At 68.5% G+C, this 20,200-nt stretch carries 18 protein-coding genes and 3 pseudogenes; 7 read left to right on the forward strand and 14 right to left on the reverse strand.

Features of this window, described 5'->3' with window-relative positions; translation table 11 throughout:
- Positions 1-961: 961 nt before the first annotated feature.
- Complete coding sequence (locus tag ON26_RS23520; protein ID WP_174375438.1) at positions 962-3,151, reverse strand: ABC transporter permease; 2,190 nt, start codon at positions 3,149-3,151, stop codon at positions 962-964.
- Positions 3,152-3,318: 167 nt separating this feature from the next.
- Between ON26_RS23520 and ON26_RS23525 the strand changes: the two genes are divergently transcribed.
- On the forward strand, positions 3,319-3,960 hold the full coding sequence (locus ON26_RS23525) for a TetR/AcrR family transcriptional regulator (protein ID WP_040798685.1): 642 nt from the start codon (positions 3,319-3,321) through the stop codon (positions 3,958-3,960).
- Positions 3,961-4,120: 160 nt separating this feature from the next.
- Here the strand turns inward: ON26_RS23525 and ON26_RS23530 are convergent, their stop codons facing one another.
- Positions 4,121-5,005: an NAD(P)-dependent oxidoreductase gene (locus ON26_RS23530; RefSeq protein ID WP_040798688.1), complete on the reverse strand. Its 885-nt coding sequence runs from the start codon at positions 5,003-5,005 to the stop codon at positions 4,121-4,123.
- Positions 5,006-5,201: 196 nt separating this feature from the next.
- Between ON26_RS23530 and ON26_RS23535 the strand changes: the two genes are divergently transcribed.
- Together ON26_RS23535 and mug are read left to right on the forward strand one after the other, a co-directional pair.
- The gene (locus ON26_RS23535) at positions 5,202-5,513 is read left to right on the forward strand and encodes a winged helix-turn-helix transcriptional regulator (RefSeq protein WP_157171988.1); all 312 of its coding nucleotides are present in this window, start codon (positions 5,202-5,204) and stop codon (positions 5,511-5,513) included.
- A gap of 42 nt (positions 5,514-5,555) precedes the next feature.
- On the forward strand, positions 5,556-6,113 hold the full coding sequence (mug, locus tag ON26_RS23540; RefSeq protein ID WP_040798621.1) for a G/U mismatch-specific DNA glycosylase: 558 nt from the start codon (positions 5,556-5,558) through the stop codon (positions 6,111-6,113).
- 64 nt (positions 6,114-6,177) lie between these two features.
- On the opposite strand, the gene ON26_RS23545 is transcribed toward mug, so the two are convergent.
- From ON26_RS23545 to ON26_RS23575, 7 genes and pseudogenes are all read right to left on the reverse strand, one after another.
- On the reverse strand, positions 6,178-6,840 hold the full coding sequence (locus ON26_RS23545) for a TetR/AcrR family transcriptional regulator (protein WP_040798622.1): 663 nt from the start codon (positions 6,838-6,840) through the stop codon (positions 6,178-6,180).
- Between the two features lie 115 nt (positions 6,841-6,955).
- Entirely contained in the window at positions 6,956-7,708 is a 753-nt protein-coding gene (locus ON26_RS23550) for an enoyl-CoA hydratase/isomerase family protein (RefSeq protein WP_040798624.1), read from the reverse strand.
- Between the two features lie 42 nt (positions 7,709-7,750).
- The gene (locus tag ON26_RS23555) at positions 7,751-8,899 is read right to left on the reverse strand and encodes an acyl-CoA dehydrogenase family protein (RefSeq protein ID WP_040798626.1); all 1,149 of its coding nucleotides are present in this window, start codon (positions 8,897-8,899) and stop codon (positions 7,751-7,753) included.
- Positions 8,900-8,912: 13 nt separating this feature from the next.
- Positions 8,913-9,068, reverse strand: a pseudogene (locus ON26_RS33560) (acyl-CoA dehydrogenase family protein); the annotation flags it as partial.
- Positions 9,069-9,208: 140 nt separating this feature from the next.
- On the reverse strand, positions 9,209-10,879 hold the full coding sequence (locus ON26_RS23565; protein WP_040798628.1) for a class I adenylate-forming enzyme family protein: 1,671 nt from the start codon (positions 10,877-10,879) through the stop codon (positions 9,209-9,211).
- A gap of 28 nt (positions 10,880-10,907) precedes the next feature.
- A complete protein-coding gene (locus ON26_RS23570; RefSeq protein WP_040798631.1) occupies positions 10,908-11,639 on the reverse strand; it encodes an SDR family NAD(P)-dependent oxidoreductase in 732 nt (243 codons plus the stop codon).
- A 29-nt stretch (positions 11,640-11,668) separates the two neighbouring features.
- A complete protein-coding gene (locus ON26_RS23575) occupies positions 11,669-12,463 on the reverse strand; it encodes an enoyl-CoA hydratase-related protein (RefSeq protein ID WP_040798633.1) in 795 nt (264 codons plus the stop codon).
- 146 nt (positions 12,464-12,609) lie between these two features.
- Here ON26_RS23575 and ON26_RS23580 point away from each other — a divergent pair, with 146 nt between their 5' ends.
- From ON26_RS23580 to ON26_RS23590, 3 genes are read left to right on the forward strand one after another with little or no spacing between them, the layout of a single operon-like run.
- Positions 12,610-13,788, forward strand: a complete 1,179-nt coding sequence (locus ON26_RS23580; protein WP_040798637.1) for a thiolase family protein — start codon at positions 12,610-12,612, stop codon at positions 13,786-13,788.
- Complete coding sequence (locus ON26_RS23585) at positions 13,785-14,528, forward strand: enoyl-CoA hydratase/isomerase family protein (RefSeq protein ID WP_040798639.1); 744 nt, start codon at positions 13,785-13,787, stop codon at positions 14,526-14,528. Before ON26_RS23580 ends, ON26_RS23585 begins: the two co-directional genes overlap by 4 nt.
- Complete coding sequence (locus tag ON26_RS23590; RefSeq protein WP_040798641.1) at positions 14,525-15,373, forward strand: 3-hydroxyacyl-CoA dehydrogenase family protein; 849 nt, start codon at positions 14,525-14,527, stop codon at positions 15,371-15,373. The genes ON26_RS23585 and ON26_RS23590 overlap by 4 nt, the downstream gene beginning before the upstream one ends.
- A 107-nt stretch (positions 15,374-15,480) precedes the next feature.
- Here ON26_RS23590 and ON26_RS23595 read toward each other — a convergent pair whose 3' ends face one another.
- Positions 15,481-16,632, reverse strand: coding sequence for an acyl-CoA dehydrogenase family protein (locus ON26_RS23595; RefSeq protein WP_040798642.1), 1,152 nt, complete (start codon positions 16,630-16,632; stop codon positions 15,481-15,483).
- Positions 16,633-16,892: 260 nt separating this feature from the next.
- Between ON26_RS23595 and ON26_RS35120 the strand changes: the two are divergent.
- Positions 16,893-17,051, forward strand: a pseudogene (locus ON26_RS35120) (DUF2795 domain-containing protein); the annotation flags it as partial.
- A gap of 197 nt (positions 17,052-17,248) precedes the next feature.
- Here the strand turns inward: ON26_RS35120 and ON26_RS23605 are convergent.
- The 4 genes and pseudogenes from ON26_RS23605 to ON26_RS23620 all read right to left on the reverse strand — a co-directional run.
- On the reverse strand, positions 17,249-18,646 hold the full coding sequence (locus ON26_RS23605; protein ID WP_040798646.1) for a class I adenylate-forming enzyme family protein: 1,398 nt from the start codon (positions 18,644-18,646) through the stop codon (positions 17,249-17,251).
- Positions 18,639-19,241 carry an energy-coupling factor transporter transmembrane component T family protein gene (locus tag ON26_RS23610; RefSeq protein ID WP_040798647.1) on the reverse strand — a complete coding sequence of 201 codons (603 nt, stop codon included), beginning with the start codon at positions 19,239-19,241 and terminating at the stop codon, positions 18,639-18,641. The genes ON26_RS23605 and ON26_RS23610 overlap by 8 nt, the downstream gene beginning before the upstream one ends.
- Positions 19,238-19,918, reverse strand: coding sequence for an energy-coupling factor ABC transporter ATP-binding protein (locus tag ON26_RS23615; protein WP_040798649.1), 681 nt, complete (start codon positions 19,916-19,918; stop codon positions 19,238-19,240). The genes ON26_RS23610 and ON26_RS23615 overlap by 4 nt, the downstream gene beginning before the upstream one ends.
- Positions 19,915-20,200, reverse strand: a pseudogene (locus ON26_RS23620) (acetyl-CoA C-acyltransferase); the annotation flags it as partial. The pseudogene ON26_RS23620 and the gene ON26_RS23615, both read right to left, overlap by 4 nt.

A 20,200-nucleotide genomic window follows, 5' to 3' on the forward strand; every position in this document is an offset into this window, starting at 1 on the left:
ATCCGACGTCCCGAAAGCCGAGGATACGGACCGCTCCCGATCAGCGCCGGGATTGCGTTCGAGCTGGGTCACTGGACCTCCCGTTGATTTCGCTCCCCCGGAAGCCTGGGCTCCTCCTGCCCAGCTGCCCCCGAAAGTTCGGCTGCCGTTCGCCGAGAATATGCCCCAATTACGGGGGAGACGGCGCCGAATACGGATCGAGCAAGTTCTTCGGACTGGGTTATTCGCGGGCGGACACCGCCCGGCGGCCGCTGCCGAAAGCGGCTCGAATTACGTGTTCGTCATTTACCGGTTGGCCGCCACCGCGGGCGCGACCCCCGTCGCTCGGTTCGGCCCCGGTCGGAGGCACGAGCCCTCACGGAACATCACCGCGAGTGTGGTTCCCGGTAGATGCCGCGGTCGAGCGGACCGCAGCTCGAAACAAGGCCACCCGGCGGAGGGCAAGCGTGCGACTTCCCGCCATCGGGCGGCCCCGGGTCGGGTGCGACGAGCTCGAATCGAACGTCGTTGGAATTCATCGGTTGCACCGATCGCCTTCTGAACGTGGCGTACCTATGTACCGGTCAGTTCCGCACGAGCTCGGGGACCCCGTTGTCCCCGAGCGTGTGCCGTGGATTCACTCCGCAACCCCGACAATTGGGAGGATTCATTTGTTGCCGATCTACGGTAAATCATTCGGATCGGCTGCCGTCGACTTCTGTTCCGCTTTCGACGACTGGTTGGAATCGCCATCGTAACTACGGTCAGCGCACTGCGCAATGGGCCTTGCGGTCGACGAAAGCGACCTCGAAACCATTTCGAGACGAATAGGTATCGGCATGGTCAACATTTCCTCTTTTTCAGCCGGCGAGCGAACCGATACGTTACTTACCGCACCGTCGGGGCCCGGAAACGCACGACGTCCCCGACCCCGCCGAGGACGGCGGCATCGGGGACGTTGCTCAACTGTGCCCTGAGTGGATCAGGCGGAGGCGCCCACGGGCTCCCCGCTCTTCTCGGCTTCCTCCTCCGCCGGTGGCCGCGCCGGCTGGAGTTCCTCGATGTCGAGGACCGGTCGCAGGCGGTCGACGACGAACACGAACACCAGAGAGATCGCGCCCCAGATCAGGAAGGTGATCAGATGTCCACCGACGCTGTCGCCGCCGAAGTACAGGATGGAACGCACCGATTCGACGGCGGCCGGCATGGGCAGCACCTCGTGCAGGAAGCGGAAGACCTCCGGCTCCATGTAGATCGACATGGCGCCGCCCGAAGCGGGCACGCCGAGGAACATCAGCACGGCGATCACCGGGATCACCGCGAGCAGCCCGATCAGGCGGACGAACACGGTGGTGAACATGGCCGTGCAGAAGATCGCCACGATGCCGGCGCCGACGAGCTTCAGGAAGTGACCGTCGACCGCACCGATGAGCGGGTCGGCGATGAGCCACAGAACCACCGACATGAAGACCGACCAGCCGGCCACCACCGCCAGCAGGTTGCGCGGGCGCATGGCGGGCGGAAAGGCGTTGGCCGCCACCACGATGATCATGAAGCCGGACATGATCCAGCCCATCGCGACATACAGCGACACCGTGCCCGTGGTGTCCTCGGCGCCCAGCGGCGCCAGGTCCACGGTCTCCAGCGTCATGCCCGAGCCTGCGGCGACCTGGCCGAACACGCGGCCGACCACCTGCTGCTGGCTCATTCCCGCGGCGCCGTTGGTGATCAGCGTGGCGTTCGGTGTTGCGGCCGAGGGCAACACGTAGGCGGCGACGATGTCACGATCGCGTACCTGTTCGCGTGCGGCGTCGGCATCGTCGAGCGCGCGCAGGTCGAACAGCCCGGTCATGTTCTGCTCCAAGCCCGTGACCATCATCTGGGCCTGCTCGGTGGTGGCGCCGACGACGGCGACCGGCATGTCCTTGGGCGCGGGCTGGTACATGGCGCCGAGCATCGTCGACAGCATGAGCACCAGCATCGCCAGCGGGAAGAACGCCATCGTGGTGTAGAGCACCGGCTTGCGGGCCGGCCTGCCGCCGGTCAGCGAGAACATGGTCGGCTCGGGGCCGGCGGCGTCCGGGTTGCGGCGGCGCTTGACGAAATCGAGCAGGGCGGTCAGGCCCAGGCCCGCGGCAGCGCCGATCACGAGCACGATCACGTGGCCGCCCAGACCGTTGCCGCCGAAGTAGATCACCGAACGCAGCGACTCGCCGATCGCGGGAGCCGGCAGGAAGTTGTGCAGCCACGGGTACAGCGAGGGCAGCGTGTGGATCGACATGCCCATGTTGGAGGCGGGCACGCCCAGCACCATGATGAACAGCATGCCCACCAGGACCGCCATCGGCCCGAAGATGCGGGTGAAGAACAACTGCACCAGTCCGACCGCGGCGACGGTCAGGAAGCCGAGGCCGAGGATTTCCACGGTGTGACCGTGCACGGCGCCCAGCACCGGTCCGGCCACGAACCACACCAGGAAGGCGGTCAGCGCGGACCAGCCCGCCAGCAGCGGCAGGAATCGGCGCAGTCGCAGCAGATGCGGGGCCGAGGAGAGCATCAGGCTCAGCGGCATGTAGCCGGCCAGCATGAGGGCGGTCGTCATGAACATCGGCGCCAGGCCCGCGCTGTCGTTGCTCGGCAGCGGCGCCAGATCTTCGGCGCTGAACCCGATGCCCTGGCCGATGAGCTGCGGCGCGAGCAGTTGGGTGACGGTCCCGGACTGGGAAGCGCCCGCCGCGCCCGCGGTGTAGAGCTTCGCCGGGCCGCTCTCGCCCTGCTGCGCCAGCACGACCGCACCCGAGACCTCGCGGTCGAGCACCAACTGCTCGGCGTCGGCGGCGGTGGCGACCACCCGCACATCGACCGCGTCCGGGTCGGCGGCCTCGAGCGCCTGCGCGAAGCGCACCGCCTCGGCGGCCGGACCGGCCACCGCGATCGGCAGGTTGTGCGGCGCGGTGTGGTGCATGGCCGCCAGATACCCGGTGATCATCATGGTGACCAGCAGGAACGGGAACAGGAACATCGCGACCATGCGGCCGATCCGTTCGGCCTTGGCCCGCTTGGCGGCCTTGTCCAGCTCGGCCTGGGTGTCCGGTTCGGCCTGTTCCACACCGGATTCGGTCTGTTCGGGATCGTCGGATCGCTCCTCGGATGCGGACAGGGTAGAGGTCACGAAAAAGCTCCTCGGCTATTTTTCGGGATGGTAGGCCCGGACGATCGGGCAGACCACCGAATCTACGCCACGTGACTTAGAATCACCCACCGGCGACCCTGTGACGCTCACCGCACATGGCCGGCTGCGATCATCGTGGCGAGTGTTCGCGCGAGAACGGGAGAACCATGGCACGGCACGGCGACCAAGCTCGGCAAGCACTCCTCGATGCCGCCGAGGAGCTCTTCGCCACTGTCGGCATCGATTCGGTGTCCAACCGACGCATCGCCGAACACGCAGGTCAGGCGAACCATTCCGCGGTCGCCTATCACTTCGGCGGACGCGACGAACTGATCCGCGCGATCTTCGACCGCCACAACGAATCGGTCCGCAGACGGCGAGCCGATCTCGCCGCCCGGCTGCCCGCCGAGCCCGGGGTCACCGACCACTTGCGCTGCCTTGTGGTGCCGGTCACCGAGCATCTCGCGACCCTGCCCGCCCCCACCTGGTGGGCCCGCCTCATCCGGCAACTGCGCACCACACCCTCGACCGCCACGCTCACCACCGACATCGTCGGCTCGGACCCGCTCGCCGTGACCCTCATCGAGCGCCTGCTCACCCAGCTCGGCGCCCTGCCCCCGGACGTCCTCACCGGCCGCACGGCGCTGCTGGGCCGCATGATCATCGACGTCTGCGCCGAGTACGAGGCCAAAGTTCAAGCGGGAACAGAGAAACCGCAGTGGGCGGCTCTCGGCCACTTCCTCACCGACGCCTGCGCGGGCATGCTCACCGCCCCCGTCACCCATCCCGACGAGTCCGGCTTCGCCTGAGCCGGATGCGTACGCACCACTACTTCGCACGACTCCGGTGAGCACCCGCAGCGACGGCCACCAGCCGCTCGGCTGATGGCCCGGACCGCCCCGGCCGGGAACCAGCGGAGGCAGCTCGGCGCTGAACCGGTTGGGCTCCGCGGCGTGCTGAACCGGTGAGCTAGGACCGCCCGGCCGGGACGGGCCGGGCGACCGACTCGAAGATGCGGGCGAAACCTTCGCCGCCGTGACCCGCGGCGCGCTGGGCGTCGATCAGCTTCTGCACCATCGCGATCGGATCGTTCCCCACGCCCGCGTCGTCGGTCGCGGCGAGGATCGTGGACAGATCGGAGAAGTCGAGACTCTGCTGGCCCGCAACGGTGTAGTCGCCGCCGTCGATCACCCGGCCGAAACCCGCCAGACCGCCGGTCATCGCGGAGATCCACGCGGCCGCCCGGTCGGCGAACTCGGTGGCGGTGACACCCGCGGTGCGGACCAGCGCCGCCCCTTGCATGTACCCGGCGAACATCACGTACATCGCGGACAACAGCGCGAGGTCGTACAACGACGCCAGGCCGGGATCGCTGCCGAGGTAGGTGCTGGTCCCCCAGACATCGAGAATGTCCCGGTATCGGTGGAACGCCGTCGCATCGCCGCTGTAGAGGATCTCCGAACCGGGCCCGGCGATCATGGACGGAACCGCCATGATTCCGCCGTCCACACAGGCGATCCCGTGGGCGGCGGCCCAACGGTCCAGTTCCCTGGCCTCTTCCGGCGAGGTGGTGGTCAGGTCGACCAGCGTGCGGCCGCGCAGGTGCTCGGCGACCGGTCCCAGGGTCTCGCGCACCGAGGCATGGTCGAGCAGGCAGACGACGATCAACTCGGCGGCCTCGACCGCGTCACCGACGGCACGGACCTCGACGGCACCGGCATCGACCAATGCGCCCGCTCTGCCCGGCGTGCGGTTCCAGACCGTCACCCGGGTATCGCTGCGCAGCAACGCGGCGGCCAGGGCGCGCCCCATCTCGCCCAGTCCGAGCATGCTGACGGTGGCAGGTGAATTCATGGTGGGTGATTTCCTCACGATTCGAATGATCAGGTGATTTCGGTGCCGATCGACGAGTTCCATGCTGCCCACGTGCTGCGGATGCGACAAGTACCCACTATTTTCTTCGATACCCACCTTCGGGTAAGTGTCAAAGGAGCATGCGGTGACCAGAACACCGAGAACAGGCCCGTATATCTGCGGAATCGACGCCGCCATGGACGTGGTGTCCGGCAAGTGGAAATCGCTGATCCTGTGGGAGCTCGACAACGGCACGCGCCGATTCGGCGAGCTCCGGCGCGGACTGCCGGGAGTCAGCGAGAAGATGCTGGTCCAACACCTACGGGAGATGGAAGAGGACGGCCTGGTGCATCGCGAGGTGTATCGCGAGGTGCCGCCGCGGGTCGAGTACTCGCTCACCGATCACGGTCGCAGCTTGAACGCAGCGCTCGGCCCGCTGGGCGAGTGGGGGCGGCAGCGCATCACCCGGATCGGTGCGGAACGGATCGACGTCGACGCCGTTCGCTGACCGGCATCGCTGCGGGCCCCCGGAGGGGCGCAGACTGGGCGGGTGAGACGTTCCACTGCACACCGCCCCACCCCGGCCGATCTGGCCGCCGCGGAGGGCACGACCATCCCCGATCTGGTGGCGCCTGGTCTACGGGTGCTGTTCTGCGGCATCAATCCTGGATTGTGGTCGGGGGCGACCGGCCATCACTTCGCTCGACCGGGAAACCGCTTCTGGCCCGCGCTGTTCCGATCGGGATTCACCCCGCGACTGTTGCGCCCCGACGAACAGGAGGAACTGCTCGCGCTCGGGCTGGGCATCACGAATGTCGCCGCGCGCACCACGGCGAAGGCCGACCAGCTCACCCCGCAGGAACTGCGCGAGGGTGGCCGCGCGCTCGTCGACACGGTCGAGCGGAATCGCCCGAGGGTGCTGGCCGTCCTCGGCCTCGGCGCCTACCGCACCGCGTTCGGTCGGCCGAAGACCACTGTCGGACGGCAATCGGAGACGCTCGGCGACACCGAGATCTGGGTGCTTCCCAATCCGAGCGGCCTCAACGCCCACTACACGCTGGACGGCCTGGCCGACGAGTTCCGGAAGCTTCGTGAGGCGACGGAATAGTGATCGACCGGCCGTGGCCGGGGCGCCGACCAGCGTTTGTGCTCGGCGCAAGGCTGAGCCGAACTCATCGCAGCAGGTGTGCGTACTCCTCGCGCCGCTCGCTCGGCAGCAGCGTGTTCAGCACGAAGCGGATCTGCAGCCGGATGTACTCGTCGAGGCTGTAGAGATTGCCGAAGTGCCAGTGCTTGAGCGCCCAGCCGTGCGCGAGCAGCACGAAGTCGAAGACCATCAGGTCGACGTCGACCGGGTTCATCAGTCCGGCGGCGATTCCGTCGTCGAGTGCGGCGCGCAGCGGGGCCGACGACTGCACCTCGAGTTCCTTGATCCTGGTGCGGCCCGCCGAGTCGAGGGTGCGGCTCTCCCGGTAGGTGAGCACAGTGGCGTCGAGATTCTCGTCCACGATCTCGATGTAGCGACGCATGCCGGCGACGAGACGCTCTACCGGGTCGTCGCCCGCGGCGTCCATGGCGGGTTCGAGCTGGTCGTTGAACGAGTCGAGGATGACGAGGATGGTGGCGAGCAGGATGTCCTCCTTGCCGCCGAAGTATTTGTAGATGAGGCCGACGCTGACCTTCGCCTCGTCGGCGAGGGCCTGCATCGACATCTGGTGGAAGCCGGTGCGCTGCATGACCCGAACCGCGGCGGCAAGCACCTGCTTACGACGGGATTCGGTCCGTACGACACGCACGGCCTCGTCCACGGGCAACGCGTGGTGGTCGGTGGTCATCGTGATGCTCCTCGTCGCGGTGTCATGGACCGGGAAAGTCGTGGACCGTCAACGTCTCGGCCCAGCCAGACCGGCCAAGGGTACCGAGTGAACCCGGTGAGCGCGCCGACGGGCGTCAGCGCGCTCCGGTCAGGAATCGCCCGAGGCGGTGCGCGGTCTCCTCGTTCTCCATGAGGCGGCCGATCTCGTCGATCTCCACGGCGTAGCCGTGTTCCCCGCGGGCGGCGGCGATGCATCGTTTGGCCGCACCGTAGGCCGCCGACGGGAGTGCCGCGAGCCGATGCGCCAGCCGCATCGCCTCCGGGCCCACCTCGCCGTCGACCGCGGTGTGCACGACACCGAGGCGGTGCGCTTCGCGTCCGTCGACGAGTTCGGCGCCGAGGATGAGGCGGGTGGCGACCGCGGGGCCGACGGTGCGGGTGAGGCGTTGCGTGCCGCCCGCTCCGGGCAGCAACCCGAGTCCCACCTCCGGCAGGCCGAGCCGAGCGGACACGCTCGCGATCCGGAAGTCGCAGGCGAGCGCCAGTTCGAGGCCGCCGCCGGTCGCGGCGCCCTCGATCGCCGCGACGGACGGTGTGGGCAACGCCGCCAATGTCGCGAAAACGTCCTGGAGGCCGGTCGCGAAGCGGGCGATGCGGTTGCCGCGGTCCGGCGCATCGCGCCAGGAGTTCATCATGGCGATGTCGGCGCCGCCGCAGAAATGCGGCCCCGCGCCGCGAACCAGCAGGCAGCGGATCTCGGGGTCCGCGCCGAGTTCGGCCACCGCCGCGGCCAAGCGCGCTGTCTGCGCTTCGTCGAAGGCGTTGGCGGGCGGGCGATCCAGGGTGATGATGCCGATGTGGTCCGCACGGTCGATGACGACGCTCATGGGGTTCTCCAGTGGTAGGGGTCGCGGCACGGACGATGGGCGTCAGAGTCCGAGATCCTTGGCGACGATGGTCTTCATGATCTCGGTGGTCCCGCCGTAGATGGTCTGGATGCGGGCGTCGACGAACGCCCGCCCCACCGCGTATTCGCGCATGTAGCCGTAGCCGCCGTGCAGTTGCAGGCAGCGGTCGGCGACGCGTACCTGCAGTTCGGTGGCCCACCACTTGAGCCGGGCCGCGCGGGCCGCGGTCAGCTCGCCCGCGACGTGTTCGGCGAGGCAGTCGTCGAGGAAAGTGCGCGCGATGTCGAGTTCGGTGGCCAGCTCGGCGAGCACGAACTGGGTGTTCTGGAAGCTCGATACGGGTTTCCCGAACGCCGTGCGTTCCTTGACGTAGGCCAGGGTCTGGGCGAACACGCCCTCGGCCGCGGAGACCGCACCGACGGCCAGCGACAGCCGTTCCTGCGGCAGGTTGTGCACGAGCTGGTAGAAGCCCTGCCCTTCCTCGCCGAGCCGGTTCGCCACCGGCACCCGCATGTCGGCGAAGGACAGCTCGCTGGTGTCCTGGGCGTGCAGGCCGATCTTCGCCAGGTTGCGGCCGCGTACGAAGCCGGGGGTGTCTGCCTCGACGACGAGCAGGGTCAGGCCCTTGTGCGGATCCTCGGAGGTGCGGACGGCCACGACGAACAGGTCGCCGTTCTGTCCGTTGGAGATGAAGGTCTTGGCGCCGTCGACGACGTAGTGGTCGCCGTCGCGGACGGCGGTGGTGCGGATGCCGGTCAGGTCGCTGCCGGTGCCGGGCTCGGTCATCGCGATGCCGAGCACCGTCTCACCGGAGACCACCCCGGGCAGCCATCTGGCCTTCTGCTCGGCAGTGGTCATGTCGGTCAGGTACGGCAGCACGACGTCGTTCTGCAGCGAGAAGGCGATGCCCGCGGCCGCGTTGCCCGCCCGGTTGACCTCCTCGATGAGGATGGCGTTGTAGCGGAAGTCGTCGACGCCGGGGCCGCCGTACTCCTCCGGGACGGAGAAGCCGAGCAGGCCCAGCTTGCCCGCTTCGGTGAACAGCGAGCGATCGAGGCAGCTCGCCTGCTCCCAGTCCTCGTGGACCGGAGTGATCGTCTCGCGAACGAAATCGCGGGCGACCTGGCGGAACTGCCGATGTTCGGCGTCGTGGACCAGTTGTGCGTTCATGTGCGGATTCCTGTCAGCGGAAGGCGTTTTCACCGGTGAAGGCCTGTCCGAGCACCAGTTGGTGCATTTCGGGGGTGCCCTCGTAGGTGAGTACGGACTCGAGGTCGACCATGTGCCGGATGACGGGATATTCCAGCGAGATGCCGTTGCCGCCGAGGATGGTGCGGGCCACGATGATCTCACCGGCCGCCATGCCGGGCAGCCACCGCTGCTTCTGTTCCCCGGAGCCGTTGTTCCAGATCGAGAACATGTAGAGCGAGTCGAGCGACAGCGGGTCCAGGGCGTCGAACTCGGGCAGGGTGGTGCTACTCATCGGGATGTCCTCGAATCCGTGGGAGTTGTGAACAGACCGGCGGCGAACTCGCCCGCAGCGGCTTCGGATGCCTTGTAGTGCAACTTCTTTCCGGTGGCGGACACCGGCAGCGCCTCGACGAACCGATAGGCGCGCGGGCGTTTGAACGACGACAGCATCGGATGGGTGCGGCAGTGTTCCTCGAGCTGATCGACCGTCAGCGACGGGTCCTCGGCGACGATGTAGGCCACCACGAGGCGTCCCCACTTCTCGTCCGGGACGCCGACGACCATCGAATCCTGCACCCGCGGATGGGCGTTGAGGGCCTCTTCCACCTGCACGGGGTGGACGTTCTCACCGCCGCTGATGAGCATGTCGTCCTTGCGCCCGACGATGGTGACGAACTCCTCGGCGTCCCAGGTGGCGAGGTCGCCGATGTGCAGCCAGCCCTGGTGGAACTTCGCCTTCTCCTGGTCGGGCGAATCGAAGTACGCGTTGGCGCACTTCGGGGAACGGACGATGACCTCGCCCACTTCGCTGCCGTCGCGTTCGACGACATCGTCGGGGCCGGCGATCCGGTCCGCGTAGACGCGGACGACGCGGACGTCGTCGTCGGTACAGGCGTTGCCCGCGCTGCCCGCGCGGCCGGGCAGATCCGACGGACGCAGGAAGGTGTTCCAGAATCCTTCGGTGGTGCCGTAGCCGTTGAAGATGCGGGGATTGAGCACCCGCTGGTAACGCAGGGCTGCTTCCTTTTCCAGCGGCGCGCCCATCGTCACGATGCCGCGCAGCGTGGACAGATCGCGGGGGCGCTGTTCCTGCGCGGCGGTGAGCATGGCCAGATTGGTGGGTGCTCCGATCAGGAAGGTCAGGCCGTGCTCCTCGACGAGGTCGAGGACGCGGTCGGCGTCGAACGACCGGAGCGGCACGGCCTGGGCGCCGACGTAGAACGTCGGGTTGGGACCCCCCGCGTGCAGTCCGCCACGATGGAACCACGGCGTCATGTTCAGCGTCTTGTCTTCCGGGCCGAGCGGGAAGTGCATGATCACGTCGTGGGCGCTGAAGATCTCGACCATGCTGTTGAGCGGCACGCCCTTGGGCATCCCGGTGGTGCCCGAGGTGTAGAGGCGGGTGGTCTCGTCCCAGACCGTGCGCTGCACCGTCGGCAGCGCGATGTGGTCGGCGGCCAGATCCGGGTAGCGCAGCACCGTTGCGCCCGCGACGTCGACGCATTCACCGGCACCGACGGCGACGATCAGCTTCGGGGTGTGCGCCGCCAGCCGCAGCGCCTCCCGCACGGTCGAGGTGAGTTCGGTGTCGTAGACGAACACCGCGGGCGCGCACATGTCGAGGAGGAACGCCGTCTCCCCGGCGGCCAGGCGGAAGTTCACCGGCGAGCCGACCGCCCCGAGGGCCTGGGTCGCGAGATAGAGCTCGGCGAACTCGACGCTGTTGAACAGCTGGTAGGCGACGACGTCCCCGGCCCGCACGCCGGCTTGTGCGAGTCCGGTCGCCAGGCGGTCGATCCGCTCCCCCAGTTCGGCGTAGGTCCACTGCTCGCCGGAACCCGGTTCGATCAAGGCGATCCGGTTCGCATAGCGCCGGGTGTTGCGCCGGAATCCGTTGAGATAGGTGAAGTCGTTCTCGAAGAATTCCCGGTAGGCGCGGGCGTCGTATGACGCGGTCATGGGGTTGGTCCTCTCTGGAGCTCTGAGGTCAGCCGGCCATCGTCAGGCCGCCGCTGACGCTGATCACCTGGCCGGTGATGAAGGAGGCGGCCTCGGAGGCGAAGAACAGCACCGGGGCGGCGACTTCCTCGGGCCGGGCGAGGCGACGGAACGGGATGGCCTTGATCAGGGCCGCTTTGAGTTTTTCCTCCTGCGCCTGGAACAGCGGGGTGTCGGTCGGGCCGGGGCATACGCAGTTGACGTTGATGCCGTAGCGCGCCATCTCACGGGCCAGCGACTTCGTCAGCGCGATGACACCGCCCTTCGCGCCGGCATAGATCGACTCGCCGGAGCTGCCGACCCGGCCTGCGTCGGAGGCGAGGTTGATCACCCGGCCGCCCTCGCCCGCCTCGACGATGCCGGGCAGGAACGCGCTGCAGATGTTGACCGGTCCGAGATAGTTGATCGCGACAACCTTCTGCGCGAATTCCGGTGTCGCGTTGAGGAATTGATCGGTGCGGTCCCAGCCCGCGGCGTTGACGAGCACGGTCGGCACGCCGACCTCGGCGTGGGTGCGCGCGCGCAACTCGTCGACCTGGGCCCGGTCGGCGATGTCGACCGGCAGGGCGGTGATCAATTCGGGGTACTCCGCCGCGGTGGCCTCGGCCGCGGCGAGGTCGAGGTCGGCGGCGACGACGCGGTCACCTCGAGCGGCGAAGGCCGTGGCGATGGCCTTGCCGATGCCGGAGCCGGCGCCGGTGACCAGTGCGATGGTGCTCATGGATCGATCCCTTCCGGAACGAAGCGGTGTCAGGCCTTGACGAACTTGGCGAAATCGGCGGGCCGCTTCTCGGCGAACGCCTTCGCGCCCTCGAGGCCCTCGTCGGACTTGCCGAACAGATCCAGCGCCGACATCGCGAGGTTGCTCAGACCCGCCTGGTGGTCGGTGTCGGCGTTGAACGACTGCTTGAGGAAACGGATGGCCGTCGGGCTCTTCTCGGCGATCTCCGCGGCGATCTTCTTCGCCTCGTCGAGCAACTGGGCCTGCGGTACCACCCAGTTCACCAGACCCCAGCGCTCGGCGGTGGCGGCGTCGTACTGCCTGCACAGGTACCAGATCTCGCGGGCACGCTTCTCCCCGACGACGCGGGCGAGGAAAGCCGAGCCGAAACCGGCGTCGAAGGAACCGACCTTCGGGCCCGCCTGGCCGAACTTGGCGTTCTCCGAGGCGATGGTGAGGTCGCACAGCACGTGCAGCACGTGGCCGCCGCCGATGGCGACGCCGTTGACCGCCGCGATGACCGGCTTCGGGATGTCGCGGATCAGCTTGTGCAGGTAGCCGATCTCGAACATGCCGCTCTCGGTGGGGCCGTAATCGCCGGTCTCGGCGCGCTGCTTGACGTCGCCGCCGGTGCAGAACGCCTTCTCACCGGCGCCGGTGAGGATGATCGCCGAGACCCGGCTGTCTGCCCACGCGGCACGGAAGGCCTTGATCAGTTCCTCCACGGTCTGGCCGCGGAAGGCGTTGTACCGGTGCGGGCGGTTGATCGTGATGACCGCCGCGGGGCCGTCGATCTCGTAGCTGATGTCCTCGAAAACAGTCACGATGACTCCTCCTCAGAGCTGGTGGGAGCGGGTATTTGAGGGCCTGTTCATAGAATGTGAATTGTGATTCACTCCTGATGAACGTACATTCACTCACTGGGGCGTGTCAAGGGTCACACTGCCCGATTTCGGAAGGGAGATCACGGATGAGCGATGTCTATGTCGTCGACGGCGTCCGCACACCACAGGGTCGATACGGCGGCGCGCTCGCCTCGGTGCGGCCCGACGATCTGGCCGCACTCGTCCTCGGCGAGGTCCTCGCGCGCAGCGCGACGCCGGCCGACGCGGTCGACGAGGTGATCCTCGGCGCGACCAACCAGGCAGGCGAGGACAACCGCAACGTCGCCCGGATGGCGGTGCTGCTGGCCGGACTGCCCGAGACCGTTCCCGGATACACCGTCAACCGCCTGTGCGCGAGCGGTCTCACCGCGGTCATCGCAGGCGCCCAGGCGATCCGAGCCGGGGACGCAGGCATCGTCGTCGCAGGCGGGGTCGAATCGATGACCCGAGCGCCGTGGGTGATGAGCAAGCCCGCCAAGCCCTGGGCCAAGCCCGGCGAGGTCTTCGACACCGCCATCGGCTGGCGGTTCACCAACCCCGGCTTCGATGAATCGACCACCCTGTCGATGGGTGCGACAGCCGAAGAGGTCGCGGACCTGCTCGGTATCACCCGCGAGCAGAGCGACGCCTTTGCCGCCCGCAGTCACCGGCGAGCACTCGCCGCCATCGATGCGGGCCGGTTCGAGAAGGAGATCGTCGCGGTTCCGGTGCGCGAGGGCGTCGTCGGTGTCGACGAAGGTCCGCGACGCGACACCGACGAGGAGAAGCTGGCCCGTCTGACGCCGATCTTCCGCACCGGCGGCATCGTCACCGCGGGGTCGTCGTCCTCGCTGTCCGACGGCGCGTCCGCGCTGGTACTCGCCGGCGCCGACGCCGTCCGCAGGCACAACCTGACACCGCGGGCCCGCGTCGTCGGCAGTGCTTCGGCGGCACTGGCTCCGAACATCATGGGCCTGGGGCCGGTCCCGGCCACCCGTAAGCTGCTCGACCGCACCGGCTGGCGCCTCGACAGCATCGAGGCGATCGAACTCAACGAGGCCTTCGCCGCGCAATCTCTCGGCGTCATAGGCGAACTCGGTCTCGATGACAGCATCGTCAACAGCGACGGCGGCGCCATCGCGCTCGGCCATCCGCTGGGCTCCTCCGGCTCCCGCATCCTGGTCACCCTGCTCGGCCGGATGGAACGCGAGGGAGCGAGGCGGGGGCTGGCGACCCTGTGCGTCGGTGTCGGCCAGGGCGTGTCGTTGGCGGTGGAGGCGCTGTGAACACCTACGAGACACTGTTGGTCGACGACCGCGACGACCGCGTCGTGGTCACGTTGCACCGGCCCGAGGCACGCAATGCCATCGATACCCGCATGGTCGCCGAACTCCACGAGGTATGCGCCTCGCTCGAGGCCACCCCGCGCGCGCTCGTCGTCACCGGCGGTGACGGCGTGTTCGCCGGCGGGGCCGATATCGCCGAACTGCGCGAGCGAGGCGTACCCGAAGCACTGTCGGCGCCCACTCGCGGCGTGCTCGACCGCATCGCGGCGCTGCCGATGCCCACCGTCGCCGCCGTCGACGGCTATGCGCTCGGCGGCGGAGCCGAACTGGCCTACGCGTGCGATCTGCGAATCGCCACCACCCGCGCCGTCTTCGGCAACCCGGAGCCGGGTCTGGGCATCATCGCGGCCGCCGGGGCGACTTACCGGCTGCGCGAGCTGCTGGGAGTCTCGGTGGCCAAACAGGTGCTGCTCGGCGGCAGGAATCTCGACGCACACGCGGCGCTGCACCACGGGCTGCTGCTCGAGGTGGTCGAGCCGGCCGAACTGCTCGCCGCCGCGCATCGGCTCGTCGACGGGATCGCCCGATGGGCGCCGCTGGCCGTGCGGCTGACCAAGAGCGCGATCGACCACCCCCAGGCACATCCGCTCGTCGACGACCTGGCTCAGGCGGTGCTGTACGAAACTCCCGCCAAATACGAACGCATGACCCGTTTCCTGGAGAAGAGGACCCGCGCATGACCCAGCTACCCGACCGCGTCGCCGTGATCGGCGGCGGCCGCATGGGCATCGGCATCGCCCATACCTTCGCCGCCCTCGGCGCCTCGGTGACGGTGTCCGAGACCGGCGATCCGGCTGCCGCGCGCAAGCGGTTGACCGACAGCCTTTCCCGTGCCGCCGAACGCGGCAAGCTCGCCGACCCGCTCGACACGGTGGCCGGCCGGGTGTCCTTCGTGGCCTCGATGGCCGAGTTCCCCGGTGACACCGCGCTGCTCGTCGAGGCGGTGCCGGAGGATCCCGGCCTGAAGAGGCGCGTGCTCGCCGAGGCGGAGCGCGTCGTACCCGCCGACGCGGTGATCGCCACCAACACCAGCTCACTGTCGCCGACGGATCTGGGCGGCGTCCTGACCGACCCCACCAGGTTCCTCGGCATGCACTTCTTCAATCCGGTGCCCGCCTCGGCGCTGGTCGAGATCGTGCGTGCCGAGGCCACTGCCGAGTCGCTGATCCCCACCGTCGTGACGTGGGTCGAGTTGCTCGGCAAGACCCCGGTGGTGGTGCGCGACTCGCCGGGCTTCGCCACCAGCCGCCTCGGCGTACTGCTCGGGCTCGAAGCGATCCGGATGCTCGAGGAAGGCGTCGCCGACGCCGCATCGATCGACCGCGCGATGGAGTTGGGCTACCGGCATCCGATGGGACCGTTGCGTTCGACGGACCTGGTCGGCCTGGATATCCGGCTCGCCGTCGCCGAGTACCTGCACAGCAGGCTGGGCGAGCGCTTCGCGCCGCCGAAGTTGCTGCGCGACAAAGTGGCCCGCGGTGAGCTCGGCCGCAAGACCGGCCGCGGCTTCTACGACTGGAGTTGAGGCCACACGTCCGGGGCCGGTATCGATCGATACCGGCCCCGGACGCTTCACAGGCTCAGTGCGTGGCCGCCGAACGCCTCCGTCCCGTCGGCAGCGGTACTCGCGGCTCAGAGAAAGGCACTGATGCCTGTCTCCGCGCGGCCGATGAGCAGCTTCTGGATCTGACTGGTGCCCTCGTACAGGGTCATCACCCTGGCGTCGCGCATGTACTTGGCGACGGGGTACTCGTCGATGTAGCCGTAGCCACCGAAGAGCTGGATGGCGTTGTTCGCCGCCCGCACCGCCGCCTCGCTGCAGAAGTACTTGGCCTTGGACGCCGCTGTGCCGAAGGGCTTTCCGCGTTCGATCAGATCGGCGGCACGCCAGGTCAGCAACCGGCCCGCGTCGGCGTCGACGGACATGTCCGCGATCATGTCCTGGATCATCTGATAGGAGGCGATCGGCCGGTCGAACTGCTTGCGGTTCCTCGCGTAGTCGACGGCCGCCTCGAGGCAGCCCTGGATGATGCCGACGCAGCCCGCGCCCACCGAGACGCGGCCCTTGTCCAGCGAATGCATGGCGATCGAGAAACCCTGCCCCTGCGCGCCGAGCATCGCGCTCGCCGGCACCCTCATATCGGTGAAATACAGTTCGGCGGTGGCCTGCCCGCGCAGTCCGAGCTTGCCGTGGATCTCTCTGGCTTCGAAGCCTTCGGTGTCGGTGGGAACCAGGAAGGCGGATACCCCCTTCGGGCCGGGCCCGCCCGTGCGGGCGAACACCAGGCACAGGCCGGCCCAGGTTCCGTTGGTGATGAAGATCTTCGACCCGTTGATGATGTAGTGATCACCATCGCGCACCGCGCGGGTCTTCAGATGGCCGGGATCGGAGCCGTTGTCGGGCTCGGTGAGGCCGAAACAGGCAAGCACCTCTCCCGAGGCGATCCGCGGCAGCCACTGCCGCTTCTGCTCCTCGGTGCCATGGGACAGGATCACTTTGCCCACCAGGCCCATCGAAACGGAGACGATGCCGCGCACCGCCGAGTCGGCGCGACCGAGCTCCTCCATACCGAGGCAGTAGGTGATGTAGTCACCCCCGAGCCCGCCGTACTCCTCGGGGATGGTCAAGCCGAAGAATCCGATCTCGGCGAGCTTGGGCACGATCGAGATGTCCACCGACTCGGCACGATCCCACGCGGCGCGATGCGGAACGACCTCCTTGTCGAGGAATTCGCGAGCCAGTTGCCGGAAGCTCTGCTGCTCCTCCGTCAGCGCCAGATCCATGTCGACTCCTTGCTGTGCGCACCGCCGACGATTCAGGCGGCTGTAGTGGACCGGGAAAGAAGTAATGAATGAGTATTCACTGAAGATGAATGTAGATTCACCTCCAGCGGCGTGTCAAGGCTCGCGGCTGCTCGGGTGAAGCCGGGTTCGTGGTGGGCTCGCCCCACTGCCCCGCTGTTTCCCCGCCTCTGCACCGGGTACCGCCGGATCGCAGACATGGGACGGACAAGGGCCGTCGCGGCGGCCCGGGAAGGAACACGATGGCGACGACCGACGCCGACCGGCTGCACCGAGCGTTATCCGAGGTCCATTTTCCGGTGGACAAGGAAGTCCTGGTGCAGCATGCGATCGATGCGGGTTCCGACCGGGACACCATTCGCGCCTTGAAGGCGATCCCGCCCGCCGAGTACGCCAATCTCGCTGAAGTGGTGCAGTCGGTATCGCTCGACGACGGCCGTTCGGCCGCCGAGCGTGCGGCCCAGCATCGCGAACGGACCCATCGGAACGTCACCAGCGGGAGCGTCCGGTGCCCGCGAATCCGATCGTGCAGGAACTCGGCGTCAACCGCGGTAGCTGAGGCCGCCGCACCCCGTATTCGGACGCCCGGCGCGCGATCTCACCGCGTGGCGGGGTCCGAGCGGTTCTGCGCGGCGAAGAGATCGATCAGCGCGTGCCGGTCGAGTTTGCCGCGCGGGGTACGCGGCAAACTCGCCAGCCGCAGGATGCGCACCGGCATGCTCGGAGCGGGCAGCACTCGACGCAGATGGGTTCGTACCTCCGCGACAGTCGGAGCGCCGGGGCCGGCGACCATCGCCGCCACCGGAACCTGCCCCATGCGCGCATCGGGGATTCCGATGCAGGCGGCCTCGCTGATACCGGGCAGGCCGATCAACGCGGATTCGACGGCGGCAGGTTCGACGTTCAGGCCGCCGCGGATGAGCATGTCGCTGTCGCGGCCGAACAGGGTCAGTCGGCGGCCGTCGAGTCGCCCGCGATCACCGACGGTCGTCCAGCCGTCGACCGGGCCGCCGGTGACGCCCTGTTCGGTGAGATAGCCGGTGAAGAGCATGTCGCTGCGCACATGGACCAGTCCGTCGCGGATCTCGGCGTCGACCCCGTCGAACAACTCGCCCGCGCCGCGATCGCCGTCGCCGCCGAGGTCGCGGTCGTAGGAGACGAAACTCAGTTCGGAGGCGCCGTAGAAGTGCACCAGCGAGGCGTTGGGCAGGACTCGGCGCAGCGCCTCGCGGCCCGGCCGGGGCCACCGCGCCGCCGAGGACAGCACTTCGCGGACTCCGGGCAGCGGATCGAGGCCGGAGCGCGCCACGTCCCAGGCGATCGCGGGCACGGAGTACAGGTGGGTCGTGTGCTCGTCGAGCGCGTGCTCCACGCCCCGCAGATCCACTGTCGCGCCGCGGGTCAGCGTGTGCAGCGCGCCGTACAGGAAATGCGTGTGGTCCAAGACGCCGGGCACGGCGACCCGGTCCCCCTCCTCGATGCCGAACGTGCGGTCGGAGCGGTTCAGTGTCGCCGCCCAGGACCGCTGATCACGGACGAACAGCTTCGGCTCACCCGTGGTGCCCGAGGTGATGCCGACCAGCAGTTCGTCGGTGGGCGCGGCCGTGTGATGCGAGCCGTCGGATTCGAGGGCGGCCGCGGTGACGGCGGATTCGCAGCCGAGCCTGCGGAGCCGGTGGTGCTGCCGTGCCGCGGCGACCACAGCTCCCGGCCGCGCCAGGTCGAGCACGCGGCGTAGCTGCGCCGCGGTCAGGTGCCGGTGCAGCAACACCACGCTGACGCCGGCCCGCATGGCCGCGGTGACCACGACCAGCGACTCGATGTCGGAGGTGGGCAGGACCGCGACCCGGCCCATGCCGTCCAGGCCCGATGCGGTGCGCAGCACCCGGGACCAGAACTCCGCGTAGCCGATGCGGGCGTCGGCGGTGATCACCGCCCGAGCATCCGGTTGCCGCGTCACCCGGCGCGCGATCCGGTCGGCGAGCAGGTCAGTCATCGTCGGCGCCCCGGGCCGCCAGCGCCTCGCCCATCGCGTCGGCCGTGCGCAGCGCGCGCACCAATGCGGGGGTGACCAGGGCGGTCATCGACCAGTCCAGGCCGCGCGCCCGTCTGGCCTCGGCGACTTCCTGCACGATGGCGGTCAGCAGCGGCACGCAGCGAATCGCCAGGGCCAGCAGCAACCCGATCCGGTCGGGATCGACGCCGAAGCGCCGCAGCGGGCCGAGCGCGCGGGTGACGGCGTCGAGCATGTCGCCGACCCTCGTGGTCAGCGTGACCAAGGCGGCCAGCGCCACCGAGATCAGCAGCACGCCGCAGACCACCACGGCGCGTTCGGGTGAGGTGAGCAGCACCTGGAAGACGGCGATGATCGCCAGCATCCACACGACCGGCCGCAACTGGGCCAGCGCCACCCGCCACCCGATCCCGGCGACGGCGAACAGCACCGCGATCACCGCACCGGCGACTCCGACAGCGATCGGCCCGCGCACCGTGACGGTCACGGCGGCGATCGAGGCGAACAACACCAGCAGCTTCACCCCGGCGGGCAGCCGGTGCAGCAGCGAATTCCCGGGCTGATAGAGACCGATCATGCGACCAGCTGACGGTAGGCGGGCACCGCGTCGGCGGGCGATCCGTCGAAGGCCACCGCGCCCTCGTCGATCACGACGACCCGGTCGAAGGTGTCGAGCAGGGCGAGCTGATGGGTCACCACGATGACCTGCTGATCGACCGCGTCCAGCGCCTGCGCGACGGTGCGGGCGTTGCGCAGATCGAGCAGCGTGGTCGGCTCGTCGGCGACGATCACCGAGGGCTTGCGGATGAGCACCGCGCCGATCGCGAGCAACTGCTTCTGCCCGCCGGAGAGCAGGTGGGCCGGATGGTCGCCGTGATGCTCGAGTCCGAAGCGTTCCAGCATCTCGCGCACCCGCGCGGCGATCTGCGCCTTGTCCAATCCGCTGCGCCGCAAGGAGAAGGCCAGGTCTTCGGCGACCGTGGGCATGACGATCTGGGTGTCGGGGTCGGTGAAGACGAAGCCGACCTTGCGGCGCACCTGCGCGCCCTTGCGGGCGGCGTCGATCCCGTCGACGGTGACGGTGCCCGAGGTGGGTTTGAGCAGGCCGTTGATCATTCGGGCCAGTGTCGACTTGCCCGAGCCGTTGGCACCGATGATGCCGATGCGCCGTTCGGTCAGCCGCAGGTCGATCGAGCGCAGCACGTGCCGCTCACCGTAGCGGTGCCCCACCGCGTCGAAGACGATCTCGCTCACGCCACCTTCTCCACCACCATCGCGATCCCCTGGCCGCCACCGATGGCGCACGCCGCGAGACCGAGTTCCGGGCCGTCCCCGGCCAGCATCTGACTTGCCAAGCGCACCAGCAGGATCGCACCCGAGGCACCCCACGGATGTCCCATCGCGATCGCGCCGCCCTGCGGGCAGATCCGCGCTTGGTCGATACCGAGTTCATCGGCGACGGCGAGCACCACCGCGGCGAAAGCCTCGGTGATCTCCACGATTCCGATATCGGATATCGCCAATCCCGTGCGGCGC

The sequence above is a fragment of the Nocardia higoensis NBRC 100133 genome (assembly GCF_000308595.1).
GTDB classification, from domain to species: Bacteria; Actinomycetota; Actinomycetes; order Mycobacteriales; family Mycobacteriaceae; genus Nocardia; species Nocardia higoensis.

Excerpts from the sequence above, each read along its gene's own strand:
- ON26_RS23525 (WP_040798685.1), top strand. The coding sequence starts at position 3,319 with ATGGCACGGCACGGCGACCAAGCTCGGCAAGCACTCCTCGATGCCGCC.
- ON26_RS23530 (WP_040798688.1), bottom strand. The coding sequence starts at position 5,005 with ATGAATTCACCTGCCACCGTCAGCATGCTCGGACTGGGCGAGATGGGG.
- ON26_RS23535 (WP_157171988.1), top strand. The coding sequence starts at position 5,202 with ATGGACGTGGTGTCCGGCAAGTGGAAATCGCTGATCCTGTGGGAGCTC.
- ON26_RS23545 (WP_040798622.1), bottom strand. The coding sequence starts at position 6,840 with ATGACCACCGACCACCACGCGTTGCCCGTGGACGAGGCCGTGCGTGTC.
- ON26_RS23550 (WP_040798624.1), bottom strand. The coding sequence starts at position 7,708 with ATGAGCGTCGTCATCGACCGTGCGGACCACATCGGCATCATCACCCTG.
- ON26_RS23555 (WP_040798626.1), bottom strand. The coding sequence starts at position 8,899 with ATGAACGCACAACTGGTCCACGACGCCGAACATCGGCAGTTCCGCCAG.
- ON26_RS23565 (WP_040798628.1), bottom strand. The coding sequence starts at position 10,879 with ATGACCGCGTCATACGACGCCCGCGCCTACCGGGAATTCTTCGAGAAC.
- ON26_RS23570 (WP_040798631.1), bottom strand. The coding sequence starts at position 11,639 with ATGAGCACCATCGCACTGGTCACCGGCGCCGGCTCCGGCATCGGCAAG.
- ON26_RS23580 (WP_040798637.1), top strand. The coding sequence starts at position 12,610 with ATGAGCGATGTCTATGTCGTCGACGGCGTCCGCACACCACAGGGTCGA.
- ON26_RS23590 (WP_040798641.1), top strand. The coding sequence starts at position 14,525 with ATGACCCAGCTACCCGACCGCGTCGCCGTGATCGGCGGCGGCCGCATG.
- ON26_RS23595 (WP_040798642.1), bottom strand. The coding sequence starts at position 16,632 with ATGGATCTGGCGCTGACGGAGGAGCAGCAGAGCTTCCGGCAACTGGCT.
- ON26_RS23605 (WP_040798646.1), bottom strand. The coding sequence starts at position 18,646 with ATGACTGACCTGCTCGCCGACCGGATCGCGCGCCGGGTGACGCGGCAA.
- ON26_RS23610 (WP_040798647.1), bottom strand. The coding sequence starts at position 19,241 with ATGATCGGTCTCTATCAGCCCGGGAATTCGCTGCTGCACCGGCTGCCC.